The sequence below is a fragment of the Sorangium sp. So ce124 genome, assembly GCF_051525235.1.
Taxonomy (GTDB): Bacteria; Myxococcota_A; Polyangia; order Polyangiales; family Polyangiaceae; genus Sorangium; species Sorangium atrum.
Map to the genome: position 1 here is coordinate 2,651,663 of NZ_CP150312.1, position 13,714 is coordinate 2,665,376.

At 66.4% G+C, this 13,714-nt stretch carries 13 protein-coding genes; 11 read left to right on the forward strand and 2 right to left on the reverse strand.

Features of this window, described 5'->3' with window-relative positions; translation table 11 throughout:
- The first annotated feature begins 66 nt into the window (after nucleotides 1-66).
- The 7 genes from WMF19_RS10120 (at nucleotide 67) to WMF19_RS10150 (ending at nucleotide 8,018) form a co-directional block, all read left to right on the forward strand.
- A complete protein-coding gene (locus WMF19_RS10120; protein ID WP_272101455.1) occupies nucleotides 67-1,230 on the forward strand; it encodes a methyltransferase domain-containing protein in 1,164 nt (387 codons plus the stop codon).
- A gap of 82 nt (nucleotides 1,231-1,312) precedes the next feature.
- Nucleotides 1,313-3,697, forward strand: coding sequence for a PP2C family protein-serine/threonine phosphatase (locus tag WMF19_RS10125; RefSeq protein ID WP_437898879.1), 2,385 nt, complete (start codon nucleotides 1,313-1,315; stop codon nucleotides 3,695-3,697).
- A gap of 24 nt (nucleotides 3,698-3,721) precedes the next feature.
- Entirely contained in the window at nucleotides 3,722-4,639 is a 918-nt protein-coding gene (locus WMF19_RS10130) for a slr1658 superfamily regulator (RefSeq protein ID WP_012234413.1), read from the forward strand.
- A gap of 48 nt (nucleotides 4,640-4,687) precedes the next feature.
- Nucleotides 4,688-5,677 carry a PP2C family protein-serine/threonine phosphatase gene (locus WMF19_RS10135; protein WP_044964406.1) on the forward strand — a complete coding sequence of 330 codons (990 nt, stop codon included), beginning with the start codon at nucleotides 4,688-4,690 and terminating at the stop codon, nucleotides 5,675-5,677.
- Nucleotides 5,677-6,168, forward strand: coding sequence for an ATP-binding protein (locus WMF19_RS10140; protein ID WP_231864758.1), 492 nt, complete (start codon nucleotides 5,677-5,679; stop codon nucleotides 6,166-6,168). The genes WMF19_RS10135 and WMF19_RS10140 overlap by 1 nt, the downstream gene beginning before the upstream one ends.
- Before the next feature lie 34 nt (nucleotides 6,169-6,202).
- A complete protein-coding gene (locus tag WMF19_RS10145; RefSeq protein ID WP_012234416.1) occupies nucleotides 6,203-6,613 on the forward strand; it encodes a hypothetical protein in 411 nt (136 codons plus the stop codon).
- Nucleotides 6,614-6,647: 34 nt separating this feature from the next.
- Nucleotides 6,648-8,018 (forward strand): STAS domain-containing protein, encoded by a 1,371-nt coding sequence (locus WMF19_RS10150; protein ID WP_437898880.1) that lies wholly within the window; start codon nucleotides 6,648-6,650, stop codon nucleotides 8,016-8,018.
- Between the two features lie 70 nt (nucleotides 8,019-8,088).
- Here WMF19_RS10150 and WMF19_RS10155 read toward each other — a convergent pair whose 3' ends face one another.
- Nucleotides 8,089-8,283: a hypothetical protein gene (locus WMF19_RS10155; RefSeq protein WP_437898881.1), complete on the reverse strand. Its 195-nt coding sequence runs from the start codon at nucleotides 8,281-8,283 to the stop codon at nucleotides 8,089-8,091.
- 8 nt (nucleotides 8,284-8,291) lie between these two features.
- Between WMF19_RS10155 and WMF19_RS10160 the strand changes: the two genes are divergently transcribed.
- The 4 genes from WMF19_RS10160 to WMF19_RS10175 are packed head-to-tail and all read left to right on the forward strand — an operon-like array spanning nucleotide 8,292 to nucleotide 12,122.
- Nucleotides 8,292-8,780: a MarR family winged helix-turn-helix transcriptional regulator gene (locus WMF19_RS10160; RefSeq protein ID WP_272101458.1), complete on the forward strand. Its 489-nt coding sequence runs from the start codon at nucleotides 8,292-8,294 to the stop codon at nucleotides 8,778-8,780.
- A 24-nt stretch (nucleotides 8,781-8,804) separates the two neighbouring features.
- The gene (locus WMF19_RS10165; RefSeq protein ID WP_437898882.1) at nucleotides 8,805-9,740 is read left to right on the forward strand and encodes a 3-keto-5-aminohexanoate cleavage protein; all 936 of its coding nucleotides are present in this window, start codon (nucleotides 8,805-8,807) and stop codon (nucleotides 9,738-9,740) included.
- Nucleotides 9,737-10,522, forward strand: coding sequence for an enoyl-CoA hydratase/isomerase family protein (locus tag WMF19_RS10170; RefSeq protein ID WP_437898883.1), 786 nt, complete (start codon nucleotides 9,737-9,739; stop codon nucleotides 10,520-10,522). Before WMF19_RS10165 ends, WMF19_RS10170 begins: the two co-directional genes overlap by 4 nt.
- 37 nt (nucleotides 10,523-10,559) lie before the next feature.
- Entirely contained in the window at nucleotides 10,560-12,122 is a 1,563-nt protein-coding gene (locus WMF19_RS10175; protein ID WP_437901610.1) for an acyl-CoA carboxylase subunit beta, read from the forward strand.
- 46 nt (nucleotides 12,123-12,168) lie between these two features.
- Here WMF19_RS10175 and WMF19_RS10180 read toward each other — a convergent pair whose 3' ends face one another.
- Nucleotides 12,169-13,704 (reverse strand): hypothetical protein, encoded by a 1,536-nt coding sequence (locus tag WMF19_RS10180; RefSeq protein ID WP_437898884.1) that lies wholly within the window; start codon nucleotides 13,702-13,704, stop codon nucleotides 12,169-12,171.
- Between the last annotated feature and the right edge of the window lie 10 nt (nucleotides 13,705-13,714).

Consider the following 13,714-nt stretch of genomic DNA (forward strand, 5'->3'; position numbering starts at 1 on the left):
CCGATCGGTCGCGAATCCGCCGTACCGCCCTCGTCTGCGAGCGGCCTCCCTTCGTGGCGCTCGCAGGTGACCTTCAGCATGCGCGTCGACCAGACCGACCAGGAGGTTGCGCTCTCGGGCATGCTGCGGCCGTTCGGTGCCGATCAGATGAGGGCCATCCGCGGCACGCTGGAGACCGCGGCCAAGAACGCGAGCGGCGAGCTCTGCCTGGACTTCAAGCGGCTCAAGTACATGAACAACGTGGCATTCCTGGAGATCAACAGGTTTGTCCGTTGGGCCGTCGAGGCTCGTCCCAACCTCAAGATCAGGCTGATCATCTCCAGCGTCATCCCCTGGGCGATCCGCAAGTTTCAGGTCATCGCGGAGATCTACTCGAGCGTCTCCGTCGAGATCTACGACGTCGCGTTCTACCCGAGCCAGGGAATGCTCGAAGATGCCGAGTTCATCGACGTCCTCCGCCTCCAGGAGCGGATCATCTGGGAGCACGAGAAGACGGGGCTGACGAACCACGGCCTCTACCCGGGGATGAAGATCGCCGACATCGCGTGCGGCTTCGGCGACTTCGCGATCTTGCTCCAGAAGGAGTTCAAGCCAGAGCACGTCACCGGGGTCGATCACTCCCGGCCCGCGCTCCGGTACGCGCAGGACCACATACGGCGGCTCGGGCTGGAGAACGTCGAGTATCAGTACGGGGACGCCGCGGCGCTGCTCCTGCCGGACAACTCGTTCGACTTCGTGTCTTGCCGTCTGTCGCTCCAGGTCTTTCCGCAGCCCGAGCGCATCATGCAGGAGCTCTACCGCATCTGCAAGCCGGGCGGCCGGATCTACATCACGAACGAGCTCCTGTCGTGCGCGTACGGCTATCCGGAGCAGGACCTCATCCGCGCGACCTACAAGCGGTTCGTCGAGCTCGGCAGGTCGATCGGGATGGATCTCGATACGGGGATAAAGACGCGGCAGATCCTGGGGGAGGCCGGCCTCGAGGACATCCGCGTCAACCTGATCGACATCAACAACATGAACACGGACTGCTTCGACTTCGCGCGCGTCGTCGAGTGCTGGATCTCCGTGACCGCCAACATGGCCCGGACCGCCGGCGCCCCGCCGGACTACCACGCGGAGCTGAGCACCGGGCTGCGCGCTCACATGGCGGCCATCACGCACCCGCACGGCCTCGCCTCGTGGCCGATCTATGCCGGCTCCGGCCGCAAGCCGATGCGGGTCATGTGAGGGGAGGCTGGGTCATCATGCTCCGTCGCGTCGTGATGCCGATCGAGTGGCCCAGGGCCGTGCCGTTAGGAGATTGCCAGCCGTGAGCGTCCAACCTCGGAACCCTGGCGAACAGCGGGCTCAGAGCCTGCTCTTCAGGTTCAGGAAGTTCAGCACCAAGATCATCTTCGTGACGGGCGTCAGCGTCCTGCTCGGTGCCGTGTGGAACGTCGTCGTCGGGCGGCAAGGCATCCACCGGCTGAGCAGCGAGGCCGCCGCGGAGATCGAGGCAGGCCTCAACTCGGCGAACCGCGAGTACCTCACCAATCACCTGGAGGACAAGGCCACTCACGTCAACCTCAGGCTCGGCGAGGCGTACAGGGATCTCCAGACGCTCGCCGGCATCCTTCAGACCGTGATCGATCGCGAGGAGGAGATCGCCCCGTTCCTGCGGACGGCCGCCGACTTCCCGTATTTTCGCGATCAGATGAAGTACAACCCGAAGGGGAACTGGTACCAGAACGATCCGCGCGAGCCGAGCGTCGTCAGCGTCTGGGGCTACCTGGGGAAGGACGGGACGATCCGGCCCGAGGTCCAGAGGGCCGTCGACGAGACGGCGTTTCTCGATCTGATCCTGCCCGCGTTCGGCAAGTACGGCGCCGACAAGCTTCAGATCTATTACATCGGCCCCGAGGACAAGCCGTATGTGCGGCTGACGCCGTACACGGACATGGCGTCGACCTTCGACAGGCTGTATCCGGGGCACAACGACCAGGGGTGGTACAAGTTCTTCTTCCCCGGTATCGCCGAGAGCTGGAACGAGTGGGCGAAGGACCCCGCCGGGCTGGATGCGCACCCGGATCAGACCACGGTCACGGCGCCGTACGACGACGCGGCGGGCGGCGGCATCGTGATGACGGCGTTCCACCCGCTCTGGGCGAAGGACCGCAAGACGTTCGTTGGGTCCGTCGGCCTCGACCTGACGCTCGCGCAGCTCATCGCGTCGATCAAGGACGTCAAGCTGGCCACCGCGGGCTTCGCCTTCCTGGCGCAGGCGGACGGGAACGTCTTCGCGGTCAACGAGCTCGGCGCCAAGACGCTGCGGCTGCGCACGGACGCGGGCGCCGGCCAGAACTCCGGCGTCGGCATGCTGCAGCGGTTCTTCAAGGACAGCGAGGACGCGGGGGTGTCTGGCATCGTCCTCCCGAACGATGATAAGGTCGACTACCGGGAGATGGTGATATCGGGCGAGACGTACATCATCGCCCTCCAGCGGCTCGCGCCGGTGAACGGCTGGGCCGGGCCGGACGCGCGCATCGCCAAGGAGCGGTGGACGATGGGCTTCGTCGTCCCGAAGAAGGAGATGTACGCCTCGCTCCTCGCGGCGCAGAAGAGCATCGAGAAGAGCAGGACGGTGATCGTCGGGACCCAGGTCCTCATCACGATCGCCTCGTTCCTCGTGCTCATGCTGGGCGTCTACCTGATCTCCCGCAAGATGACGGGCGCGCTGGTCGCGCTCTCGACCGGCGCGACGCGGATGCGCGAGGGCGATTACGGCGTTCGCATCGACGTGAACTCCGCGGACGAGATCGGGCAGCTCGGCGTCGCGTTCAACGAGATGGCGAGCGAGATCGAGGCCTACACGAACAACCTCGAAGAGCTCGTCGGCGAGCGGACGAGGGCCCTCGAGAAGGCGAACGAGGAGATCAGCGAGCTGAACGCGAAGCTCGCCCAGGAGAACATCCGGCTCGGCGCCGAGCTCAACGTCGCGCGTCAGCTCCAGCTCATGGTGCTCCCCGCGCCGAGCGAGCTCCAGGAGATCCCGGGCCTCGATATCGCGGGCTACATGGCCCCTGCGGACGAGGTCGGCGGGGACTACTACGACGTGCTCCGGAGCGACGGGCTCGTCAAGATCGGCATCGGCGACGTCACCGGCCACGGGCTGGAGAGCGGCGTGCTGATGCTCATGGTCCAGACGGCCGTCCGGACGCTGCTCGCGGCCAACGAGCGGGATCCGAAGAAGTTCCTGAGCATCGTCAACAAGGTCATTTACCAGAACATCCAGCGCATCCGGTCAGACAAGAACCTGTCCCTGACCCTGCTCGACTACAGCGACGGCGAGCTCCAGCTCACCGGTCAGCACGAGGACCTGATCATCGTCCGGAAGGACGGGACCCTCGATCGTGTCGAGACCATGGGGCTCGGGTTGCCGATAGGCATCGACCTGGATATCAGCGATTTCATCGGTAGCATCGAGGTGAAGCTGGAGCCCGGGGACGTCGTGACGCTCTTCAGCGACGGGATCACCGAGGCGGAGGACTCTGCAGAGGAGCAGTACGGAATCGACCGTCTGTGTCAGGTGATCTCGCGAAACCACGAAAGGACCTCGCGGGAGATCAAGGACGCTATCATCGAGGACGTCTTGGCGCACGTAGGCTACAACAAAATCCATGATGACATCACTGTACTTGTCATTAAGAGGGTATGAGCAAGGGGGAGACTGGGCATTACCATGAGCGAAATCATCGGCGTCTACTCTTTAGACGATTCGTTCAGCGAACACATGTCGCTGACGTTGTACCCCGACTCGTTCGCGGTGAGATGGAGCCTTTGTAACCTGACGGCCAACTTCATGGCCGAGTACTTCGGCGAGCTCTTTCCGGAGATAGACGGCGAGGACAGGCTCATCAGCCGAGACGAGGTCTCAGGCGCCATCGGGTACGTTCTGAACGAACTGGTTGAGAACGCCGTCAAGTTCAATCAGCACGGTGACATCACCGTGACCGTGGGTATCGGGCGTGAGGACCTGGTGTGCCTCGTCAGCAACCAGATCACGAACGCCGCCGTCCCCTCGCTCCGTGAGAAGCTCCTCGAGCTCACGCAGGAGGACCCTGGGGAGCTCCTGCGTCGGCAGGCGGAGGCGAACGCCGAAGACGCGGAGAACGCCGGGTCGGGGCTCGGGTATCTCATCATCATGAATGATTACGGTGTGAGTCTTGGGTGGAAGCTGGACCCGATCTCGGTCAACAGCTTCAGCATCAAGACCATGGCCAGGATTCCTATTTTGAATGAAAGGTCGAGAATGGAAATCAAAGGTGGTAACTATCGGGTTTGGTACGATCCCTCTGAGGTGGTGGTGTACCTGGAAGGCATCCTTCGTCTTGGCGGCACCACCGAGTACGCCCCCATCGAGGAGCTGCTCGACAAGGTCCTGGCCACGAACCCTCCCACCATCACACTCGACGTAAGGGCGCTGAACTTCCTGAACAGCTCGGGGATCAACGTCCTCTACAAGTTCGCGATCGCCACCAGGAAGAAGGGCGAGCTCCAGCTCATCGTCCGTGGGTCGAAGTCCATCCCGTGGCAGGGGAAGTCGCTGCCCAACCTCAAGAAGTTCAATCAGAACTTCGAGATGATACTCTGTGATTGAGATCGGATGGGTTCTTCCGTCCAACCCGAATCGCGTCCAGGTCGAGCCATGACTGCACCCAAGGACATCAGCTCGATGCACTCCAGAGGCTTCCTGCAGAAGCAGAGCAATCTGGATGCCATCAGGGCGATCGTGAAGGAGCGGCAAGCGTGGAACACGTTGCTCCGCGAGGAGGGGAATTTCACAGACTTCATGGAGCGCTGCAGCGCGCTGCTGGAGTACGTCGACAAGCTGAAGCTCGACTTCGACGACCTCTCGCTGGTGCACGAGGCGATCCTGGAGCACGCGACCAGCATCGAGAACGAGCTTGAAGGGTACAACCGGGCCATCGACGACGACCTCGCGGTGGCGCGGCAGGTCCAGCGCGCCCTGCTTCCGGAGGCGAGCGGGGCCATCGCCTCGTCGTTCGACATGGCGATCTTCCACAAGCAGCTCGCCCAGGTCGGAGGAGACTACTACGACTTCTTCTACCTTCCCGGCGAGCGCCACGCGATAGGTGTTTACGATATCTCAGGTCACGGAGTATCGTCGGCGCTCATCATGGCGTTTCTGAAGGCGCAGTTCGCCCACGCTACCAAGCGGCTCGATAGCCCAGGGGCGATCGTGGACTGGGTGAACCGGAGCGCTTACTCGTTCCTCCGGGAGGTTCGCCGGTACGCGACGGTGAACTTCGTCATGTTTACTGACCGATTCCTCCGCTACGTCTCGGGCGGAGGGTACGGGCTCCTGGTCCGTCGCGGTACGCCTCGCTCGTTCAACCGGGTGAGCAACTTCATCGGTCTGCGCATCAAGCCATTTCATGAGTTCGAGCTGCCGTTCGAGGAGGATGACGTCCTCGCCTTGTACACAGACGGGATGTTCGAGGCGCAGGACGCGAGCGGGGAGATATATTCCGTGCAACGTCTCAACGAAATCGTCGTCAAGCACAGCGAGGAACCGGTGCAGGTGATCCTCGACCGGTGCATCGAGGACTACACGCGGTTCCGGGTCGCGGACGCGGACGACATCACACTGATCATCCTGCGAAGGTGCGCCTGATGAAGCCCGAGAAGAATCATTCGCAGACGTCGGTCGGTGCATCGATATATATATCTCCGATCGATCACATCACGGGCGACGTGGCCGGCCTGCTTGCGAACTTTTTGGACGCGCTTCTGGTGAGGTTCTATCCCAGACGGATCTGCCAGAAGGTCAACGTGGTGGTCACGGAGCTGGTCACCAACGTGCTCCAGCACGGGACCGAGCGTGAGAGCGAGGTGCGGCTCGATCTGAGCATCGATCCGGATCGATTGCTGATCAAGGTATCCAACCGCGTTACGCCGGAAGAGTACCGGACCGTCAAGGCGGTATTCGACGAGATCTTCGCCGCGGAGGACCCGAGAGAGCTCTTTGCCAGGACGGTGCGCGAGAGGCGCAACGATCGACGCAGGGGCGGTCTAGGGCTCATTCGGTTGACCGCCGAGAACAAATTCCATCTCTCGACGCAGTACGTCGATGGAATCCTCGTCGTCCAGGCTACTTTCCCTTGAAAAGGCTGCGTATGTTTTCCACGAAAGGTCGCGTATGAAGGCTCTCAGCTATGGAGAAATCACGGATGGCGGGCTGAGCGTCTTTCAGTCGGTCGCCCGGCTCGATGACGACAACCGCCTCGTCTTGACCTTCGAGGGCGCTATCCGGATCGACAACCCGTACCGGTACCTGTCGAGCTACCTGGACGAGCTCGCCCGAGTCCTCCCGCAGCACCCGATCACGTCCACTGTGATGGATTTCGTGAAGATGCGGTTCTGCAACTCGAACGGCTTCTACGTCATCATGGATATCGTGGACGCCGTGTACAACCTGGTGCCCGGCCGGGTGACCGTGCGGCGGATCCTCGACGATGACTGGCAGCACGAGACGCTGCCCATCCTGCTGAACCTGAACGAGGAGCACGTGGCCGCGCGGACGACGTTCGAGGACGTCAAGGAGACCTAAGCGTGGGGGTGTGGGCTGGGTAGGGCTGCCGGCGATGGACACACCTTCGAACGAAGCGGACGTAGAGAGGTTCTTCGCTGTCTGTCCCGATCCGCTGTGTGTTTTGCGGAGCGATGGATCGTTCCTGCGTGTGAGCGGCGCCTGGGAGCGGACGCTCGGCCTGGGGACGGAGGATCTCGTCGGCCGGAGCCTCCTCGATCTCGTGCACCAGGACGACGTCGTCGCGACCAGGGAGCAGATGGATCGGCTCCGGCAGGGGCCCGTCACGCTCGGGCTGGAGAACCGGTGCAGGAGCAGGAGCGGCCTCTACGTCTGGCTGTCGTGGTCGATGCTCTCGGTACCGAGCGAGGGGCTCGTGTACGGCTGGGCGCGCAACGTGGGCAAGCAGAAGCGCCTCGAGCGGGCGCTGATGCAGCGGATCGAGACCAAGATGCTGGTCGCGTCGATCTCGGCCCACTTCATCAACGTGAAGCTTTCGGACGTCGACCGAGGCTTCCACTCGGCGCTCGCGGAGCTCGGCAAGGCGCTGCGCGCCGACAGGACGAGCCTCTTCCTCCTCGCGGAGGACGGGCGGCGGTTCCTGAACACGCACGAGTGGTGCGCCGAGGGGGTGCCGTCGCTGCGCGCGGAGCGGGGGGTCGTGTCCAGGGACGTGTATCCGTGGCTCGTCGAGCGGCTGTTCCGCCTCGAGGTGTGCGACGTGCCGCGCGTGGCCGATCTGCCGGATGAGGCAGCGAGCGAGCGGCGGGCCTTCACGGAGCTCGGGATCGCCTCGCTCGTCCGGATGCCTGCAGCGTACGCCGGGCGGCTCGTGGGGGTCGTGGGGCTCGACGCGGTGCGATCCACCCGCGCGTGGGACAAGAGCGTCCGGGCGCTGCTCCAGGTCATCGGCGAGATGTTCGCGATCACGCTGGAGCGCATGCGCGCCGAGGAGTCGCTGCGCGAGGTGGTCGAGCAGCAGGAGTCGATGCGCGCGGTGATCTCGCGGCAGGAGTCCGCGATCGAGACGCTGTCGACGCCGATCATCCAGGTCTGGGACAGCGTGCTCGTGCTGCCGCTCGTCGGCAGCATCGATCGTCACCGGGCGACCGAGATCACGGAGAAGCTGCTGCACACGATCGTCGAGACGAAGTCGCGTTATGCGATCGTCGAGGTGACGGGGGTCGAAGAGGTCGACTCCACGACGGCGCAGCACCTCATCAGCATGCTGCAGACGATCGAGCTGCTCGGCGCGCAGGGGGTCGTGGCCGGGGTCCAGCCGCAGGTGGCGCAGACGGCCTCGTCGCTCGGGGTCGAGCTCTCGTCCGTCCAGGTGCATCGGGACCTCCAGGAGGCGCTGAGGTGGTGCATCCGGGAGCTCCGGGCAGACCGGGGGACAGGGAAGCGGCGGCGGGGACGGCGGTAGCTCCCGCTTCGCGCCGCGTTCTCCCCCCGAACGTTTACGTGGTCGTGAACGTGGTCGTGGTCGTGGTCGTTCACGGCCTATCGTTGACGACCACGACCACGACCACGACCACGACGACGTGAACGTTCACGACGACGACCACGTAAACGTTCACGACGACGTGAACGTTCACGTTGGTGACCGGGGGACTGCGGTGGGGCAGCGCTCGCTCGGTCGGGGGGCGCGGGAGCTTGACGCAACCCCGGGGAGCGAATATTTCGTACACGAAGCATCGTGACAGCGACCCTGCCGCCGCCCGAGAGGCCGGAGATCGACGCCATCGTGGAGATGATCATCTATCTCTACACGGAGTCGCGCAGGCTCACGAAGGGCATGGCGAGCGGGTTCGGCCTCACCGGGCCACAGCTCACCATCCTCAAGCTGCTCGAGTCGTTCCAGGATCTCTCGCTGTCCACGCTGTCGGAGCGCATCCGGGCGCAGAACAGCACCGTGACCGGGATCGTCGATCGCATGGAGCGAGAGGGGCTCGTCCGGCGCGAACGCTCGAAGGCCGACCGGCGCGTCGTCCACATCCGGCTCAGCGAGAAGGGGGCGCGGCTCGCCCGCGAGATCCAGGTCGAACCGATGGAGATCTTCCGGAGCGCGCTGCTCAGCTTGAGCCCGACCGATCTGCGCGATCTGCTCCGGATCCTGACGAAGCTGCAAAAACAGGTGGTGTCGCGGGTCGGACAGAACCGGACTGAAGAAGAGCGACGGCGCTGAGGACGCGAAAGGGAGGCAGGGGGCATGAGAGAGAAGCCGACGTTCACCGGGGAACCGAGGGATCCGAACGGGCGAGATCCCGATATCTGCGTGGTGACCTGCGCGCTGACAGGGGTGCTCGCCGGCCGCAAGCAGTGCCCGGCCATCCCGTATACGCCGGTCGAGATCGCCGAGGAGGCGAAGCGGGCCTACGACGCAGGGGCGGCGGCGGTGCACATCCACGCGCGCAACGACGACGGATCTCCGACGTTCTCTCCGGCCGTGTTCGCGCGGATCAAGGACGAGGTGCGCCAGCGCTGCCCGGTGATCTTGAACTTCTCGACGGGCACCCTCCTCGACGACGTGAGCGAGCAGTGCGCCACCCTCCGGGAGAGCCGCCCCGAGATCGCGGCGCTCAACATGGGCACCATGAACTACTCGAAGTACTCCCGCGCGCGGAAGACCTTCGATTTCGATATGGTGTTTCCCAACACGTACGCGAAGATCGGCAAGCTCCTTCACGCCATGAACGAGGCCGGGACGAAGCCCGAGCTCGAGTGCTTCGATACGGGGCACACCCAGGGCACCTGGCCGCTCGTCGACATGGGGCTCCTCAAACCACCGCTCCAGTTCTCGTTCATCGTCAACGTGCTGGGCGGCATCCCCGCGCACGTGGAGTCGCTCCAGCTCCAGACAAGGATCATGCCTCCCGGCTCCGAGTGGGAGGTGATCGGGATCAGCCACGGGCAGTGGAGGATGCTGGCGGCGGCGCTCGTGCTCGGCGGCAACGTGCGGTGCGGGCTCGAGGACCACTTCTACCTGCCGAGCGGCGAGATGGCGCGCAGCAACGGTGAGCTCTGCGAGGTGGCCGTGCGCATGGTGCGCGACGTCGGCCGCAGGCCGGCGACGGTCGAGGAAGCCCGGCAGATCCTGGGCCTTCACGACGGCGGCGCGGCAGGAGCGGCAGGAGCGGCCTCGTGACGGCGCGCGCGTACACGGTCATCCAGGCGTTCTCCGCGGGGGGGGTCCTCCGGCTCACGCTGAACAACCCGTGGCGCAAGAACGCGATCGGGCCGGCGATGGTGAGCGAGCTCCTCGACGCCCTCGCGGCGGGCGCGGCGGACGAGTCGGTGCGCTGCGTGGTCCTGACCGGCGCGGGCGACGCGTTCTGCGCGGGCGGGGACTTCGCGCAGATCTCGGGCGCCGACGGGGCGCCGCCGCCCCAGATGAAGGGCGATTACGCGGACCTCCTGCTCGCCTTCGCCAACTCGAGCAAGCCGATCGTGGCGCGGGTGAACGGGCACGCGCTCGGCGGCGGGCTCGGGCTCGTCGCGGCGTCGCACTTCGCGATCGGCGCCCGCGGCGCCAAGCTCGGGACGCCGGAGATCAACGTCGGCCTGTTCCCGATGATGATCATGGCGGTGCTCCAGCGGCACGTCAGCCGGCGCAAGCTGCTGGAGATGATGCTCCTCGGGCAGCGCCTCGACGCCGACGAGGCCGCGCAGTGCGGCCTGCTCAACAAGGTGGTCGAGCCGGGCGCGCTCGACGCCGCGGTCGACGAGGTGACCTCCGCCATCACCTCGAAGAGCCCGATCGCGGTGCGCCTCGGCCTGGAGGCGTTCGCGGCGCAGGACGATCTCGACCTCGAGTCGGCGCTGCCGCTCCTGCGCGAGCGGCTCGCCGGCTGCCTCGCGACGGACGACGCGCGGGAAGGGCTCCTGGCCTTTCTGGAGAAGCGAAAGCCCCGCTGGTCGGGCAAGTAGGCGCGCCGGGGCGCGCAGGGAGAGGTGGCCCGTGAACATGCGAGAGCTCGTGAAGGACCTCGAGGCCCGCCGGGAGCAGGTGCGGCGGATGGGCGGCGAGGAGCGCGTGGCGAAGCAGCACGCGCGCGGGAAGATGACGGCGCGGGAGCGGCTCGCGGCGTTCTTCGACGACGGCGTGCACTTCGAGGTGGGGATGCACGGCACGCAGATGGGGCTCGCGGCCGGGCCGGACGGGGGCGACAGGCCGCCGGCGGACGCGGTGGTCTGCGGGTTCGGCAAGGTCGACGGGCGGATGGTCTGCGCGGCGGCATACGACTTCACCGTGAAGGGCGGCAGCATCGGGCACACGGGCGAAGAGAAGGTGACCCGGCTGCGGCAGATGGCGCTCCGCGGCCGATGGCCCATCGTGTGGTTCATCGACTCGGGCGGGGCGCGCATCGATCCCGGCTCGATGCACCCGGACAGCATCTCGCTGTTCGCCGGCTCCGGGCACCTGTTCCGCGAGCAGGTGCACATGAGCGGCGTCGTGCCGCAGGTCGCGGCGATGGTGGGGCCAGGCGCAGCGGGCACCGCGTACATCCCGGGGCTCGCGGACTTCGTGCCGATGGTCAAGGACGTCGGCTCGATGGCGCTCGGCGGCCCGGCGCTCGTGCGCGCGATGACGGGCGAGGACATCTCCGAGCAGGAGCTCGGCGGCAGCAAGGTGCACGCGACGAAGAGCGGCGTCGGGGACGCGGAGTACCCGAGCGACGCCGAGTGCGTCGCCGCGGTGAAGCGGTACCTGTCGTTCTTCCCTTCGAGCTGCGACGAGGAGCCGCCGCGCCTGCCGGTCACGGATCCGATCGACCGGCGGGAGGAGTCGCTGCTCGACCTCCTGCCGGAGAGCCCGCGGCGCGCGTACGACATGCTGAAGCTGATCGACGCCATCGTCGATCACGGCGAGCGGTTCGACCTGAAGCCGCGGTGGGCGCGCTCGATCATCACCTGCCTCGCGCGCATCGGCGGCCAGCCGGTCGGCGTCGTGGCGAACCAGCCGACCCAGATGGGCGGCATCCTCGACGTGGACGCGTCGGACAAGGCCGCGCGCTTCATGCAGATCTGCGACGCGTTCAACATCCCGCTCGTGTTCCTGCAGGACGTGCCGGGGTTCATGATCGGCTCGAAGGTCGAGCACGAGGGGATCATCCGCCACGGGGCGAAGATGCTGCATGTCATGGCGGCGGCCACGGTGCCCAAGATCACGGTGGTCGTGCGCAAGGCGTACGGCGCGGGCTACTATGTGATGTGCGGGCGCGCGTACGAGCCGGACCTCATCGTCGGCTGGCCGACCGCGGAGATCAGCGTGATGGGGCCGGAGGGGATGCTCGGGATCGCGGCGAGGAAGATGTTCGGCGACGCGCCGCCGCCGCCGGAGGTGAAGCAGGGGATGGTCGACGCGATCCAGAAGAACATCGATGTGATGAAGGTCGCCGGCTGGGGGCTCATCGACGACGTGATCGATCCGCGGGACACGCGGAGGGCGATCGCGTGGGGGCTGGAGCTCGCGCGGAAGAAGCGGGTGGAGCGGCCGGAGAAGAAGCGGGGGATCCTGCCGGTGTAGATCGCGCCCGGGACGGCGTTCACCGTCTCAGGGTGTCTACTTCGTTCTACGGGTCGTGATCCTCGTGTTCCGATGCCTGGCCGGCCTCGGGCTTCGGCGTCGGCACGGCTCTCGGCGCGGCCGCGTAGAACGGCTCTGGTGCGCTCTTCACGCGAAGGAGCGTCGTGTTCTTGGCGGGGACGACGGCCGTGTACGCGTCCAGGGCGAGATCGGTGCCCGGCTCGTTCGCGTGCAGCGTGGCCGTCACCTCGTAGAGGCCCTCGCGGTTGAACGTGTCGGTGGGGCAGATCTCCCGGAGGAGGAGCGAGACGTCGACCGATGCGCCGGGCTTCAGCGTCTTGAAGAGATCGCGTGGGACCGCCCCGGTCGGCGGCGCCGCCGCGCATATCGTCTCGCCGTTCGGGCCGGCGACGTGGAACCCGAACATCCGAGACCGGATGGCGACGGTCATGGGGCGCCTGCCAGCGTTCTTCGCGCTCACCCGGACGACGATCGAGCGAGGGTTCGCCGCGTCGGACCAGGGGTCGCTCGTGAGCTCGAGGCGAGGCGCGTTGGCGTCCACGATCGGCTTGCCCCGCGGACCGGCGCCGTGGTCCTTGTCCGACGGAACGCGCTTTTCCGCGGCCTCGCCAGCGGAACTGTCCGCGGACGTCTGGGCCGCTTTGTCGTCCGTAGGTTGAGCGGACTTGTCGCTCTGGGGTTGAGCCGCCTTGTCGTCCTGGGGCTGAGCCGCCTTGTCGCCTTGGGGCTGAGCGGCCTTGTCGTCCTGGGGCTGAGCTGTCTGGTCCGCCGGCGACGGCGTCTTGGCGTCGCCCGCGTGTTCCGTCTCCGTGGCCTCCTCGTGGGGCAGGCCGTAGCTCAGCACGACGGTGGGCCCCGCGAGGCCGGGCGCAGGGGCGAACGCCGGCGGATGGTCCGTCGACTCCGCAGCGAACGGAGCCGCCGGCGGCTTCTTCGACCACTTGGGCGGCGGACCCCAGCCATACCAGGCCTTCACCACCGACCCGCCAGCGAGCGCCGCCTCGTCCTTGCCGAAGCAGAGCAGGCGCGGGTCGAAATGCTCCATGTACGACTGACCGGGCGCGAGGAGCAGCGCGCGTCGCTCCGGGAAGCCGCTCGGCTTGAGCCCCGCGGGCGCGGCGCAACGAACCGTCTTCTTCGTGCGCTTGTTCAGCGTGTCGACCTCCAGGCGCAGCAGCCGCACGTCCGCCGGGATGCGCATCGGCCGCTCCCCTTCGTTGTCGATCCGCAACGTCCATGGCCCGTGAGGCGACGGCGCGATGAGCCACAGGCGCGCCGGCGCAGGCGGCAGCGGCGGGGCTTCGGGCGCCTTCTTCTTCGCGCTCGCCTTGGGCGCACCGACGCTCGCCTTGGGCGCGGCGACCGTGCTCGCTGCGGGCGGCGGGGCCGCGCCTGCCTTCGGCCCCTCGGCGGGCACGGAGGAGCCCGGCCCCTCGGTCTGCTGCGCGGGGCTCGACTTCTCCTCCGCGAGCGCAGGGCTCGACGCGAGCCCCATCACGGCCGCTGCAGCCGGAGCGATCGAGGTGAACAGACAGGCGATCCGGACGAGACGTGTGCGCATGGAGGATCCG

Coding starts and splice junctions, on each gene's coding strand:
- WMF19_RS10130 (WP_012234413.1), top strand. CDS start 3,722: ATGAGCGAAATCATCGGCGTCTACTCTTTAGACGATTCGTTCAGCGAA.
- WMF19_RS10175 (WP_437901610.1), top strand. CDS start 10,560: ATGCGAGAGCTCGTGAAGGACCTCGAGGCCCGCCGGGAGCAGGTGCGG.
- WMF19_RS10165 (WP_437898882.1), top strand. CDS start 8,805: ATGAGAGAGAAGCCGACGTTCACCGGGGAACCGAGGGATCCGAACGGG.
- WMF19_RS10145 (WP_012234416.1), top strand. CDS start 6,203: ATGAAGGCTCTCAGCTATGGAGAAATCACGGATGGCGGGCTGAGCGTC.
- WMF19_RS10150 (WP_437898880.1), top strand. CDS start 6,648: ATGGACACACCTTCGAACGAAGCGGACGTAGAGAGGTTCTTCGCTGTC.
- WMF19_RS10140 (WP_231864758.1), top strand. CDS start 5,677: ATGAAGCCCGAGAAGAATCATTCGCAGACGTCGGTCGGTGCATCGATA.
- WMF19_RS10180 (WP_437898884.1), bottom strand. CDS start 13,704: ATGCGCACACGTCTCGTCCGGATCGCCTGTCTGTTCACCTCGATCGCT.
- WMF19_RS10135 (WP_044964406.1), top strand. CDS start 4,688: ATGACTGCACCCAAGGACATCAGCTCGATGCACTCCAGAGGCTTCCTG.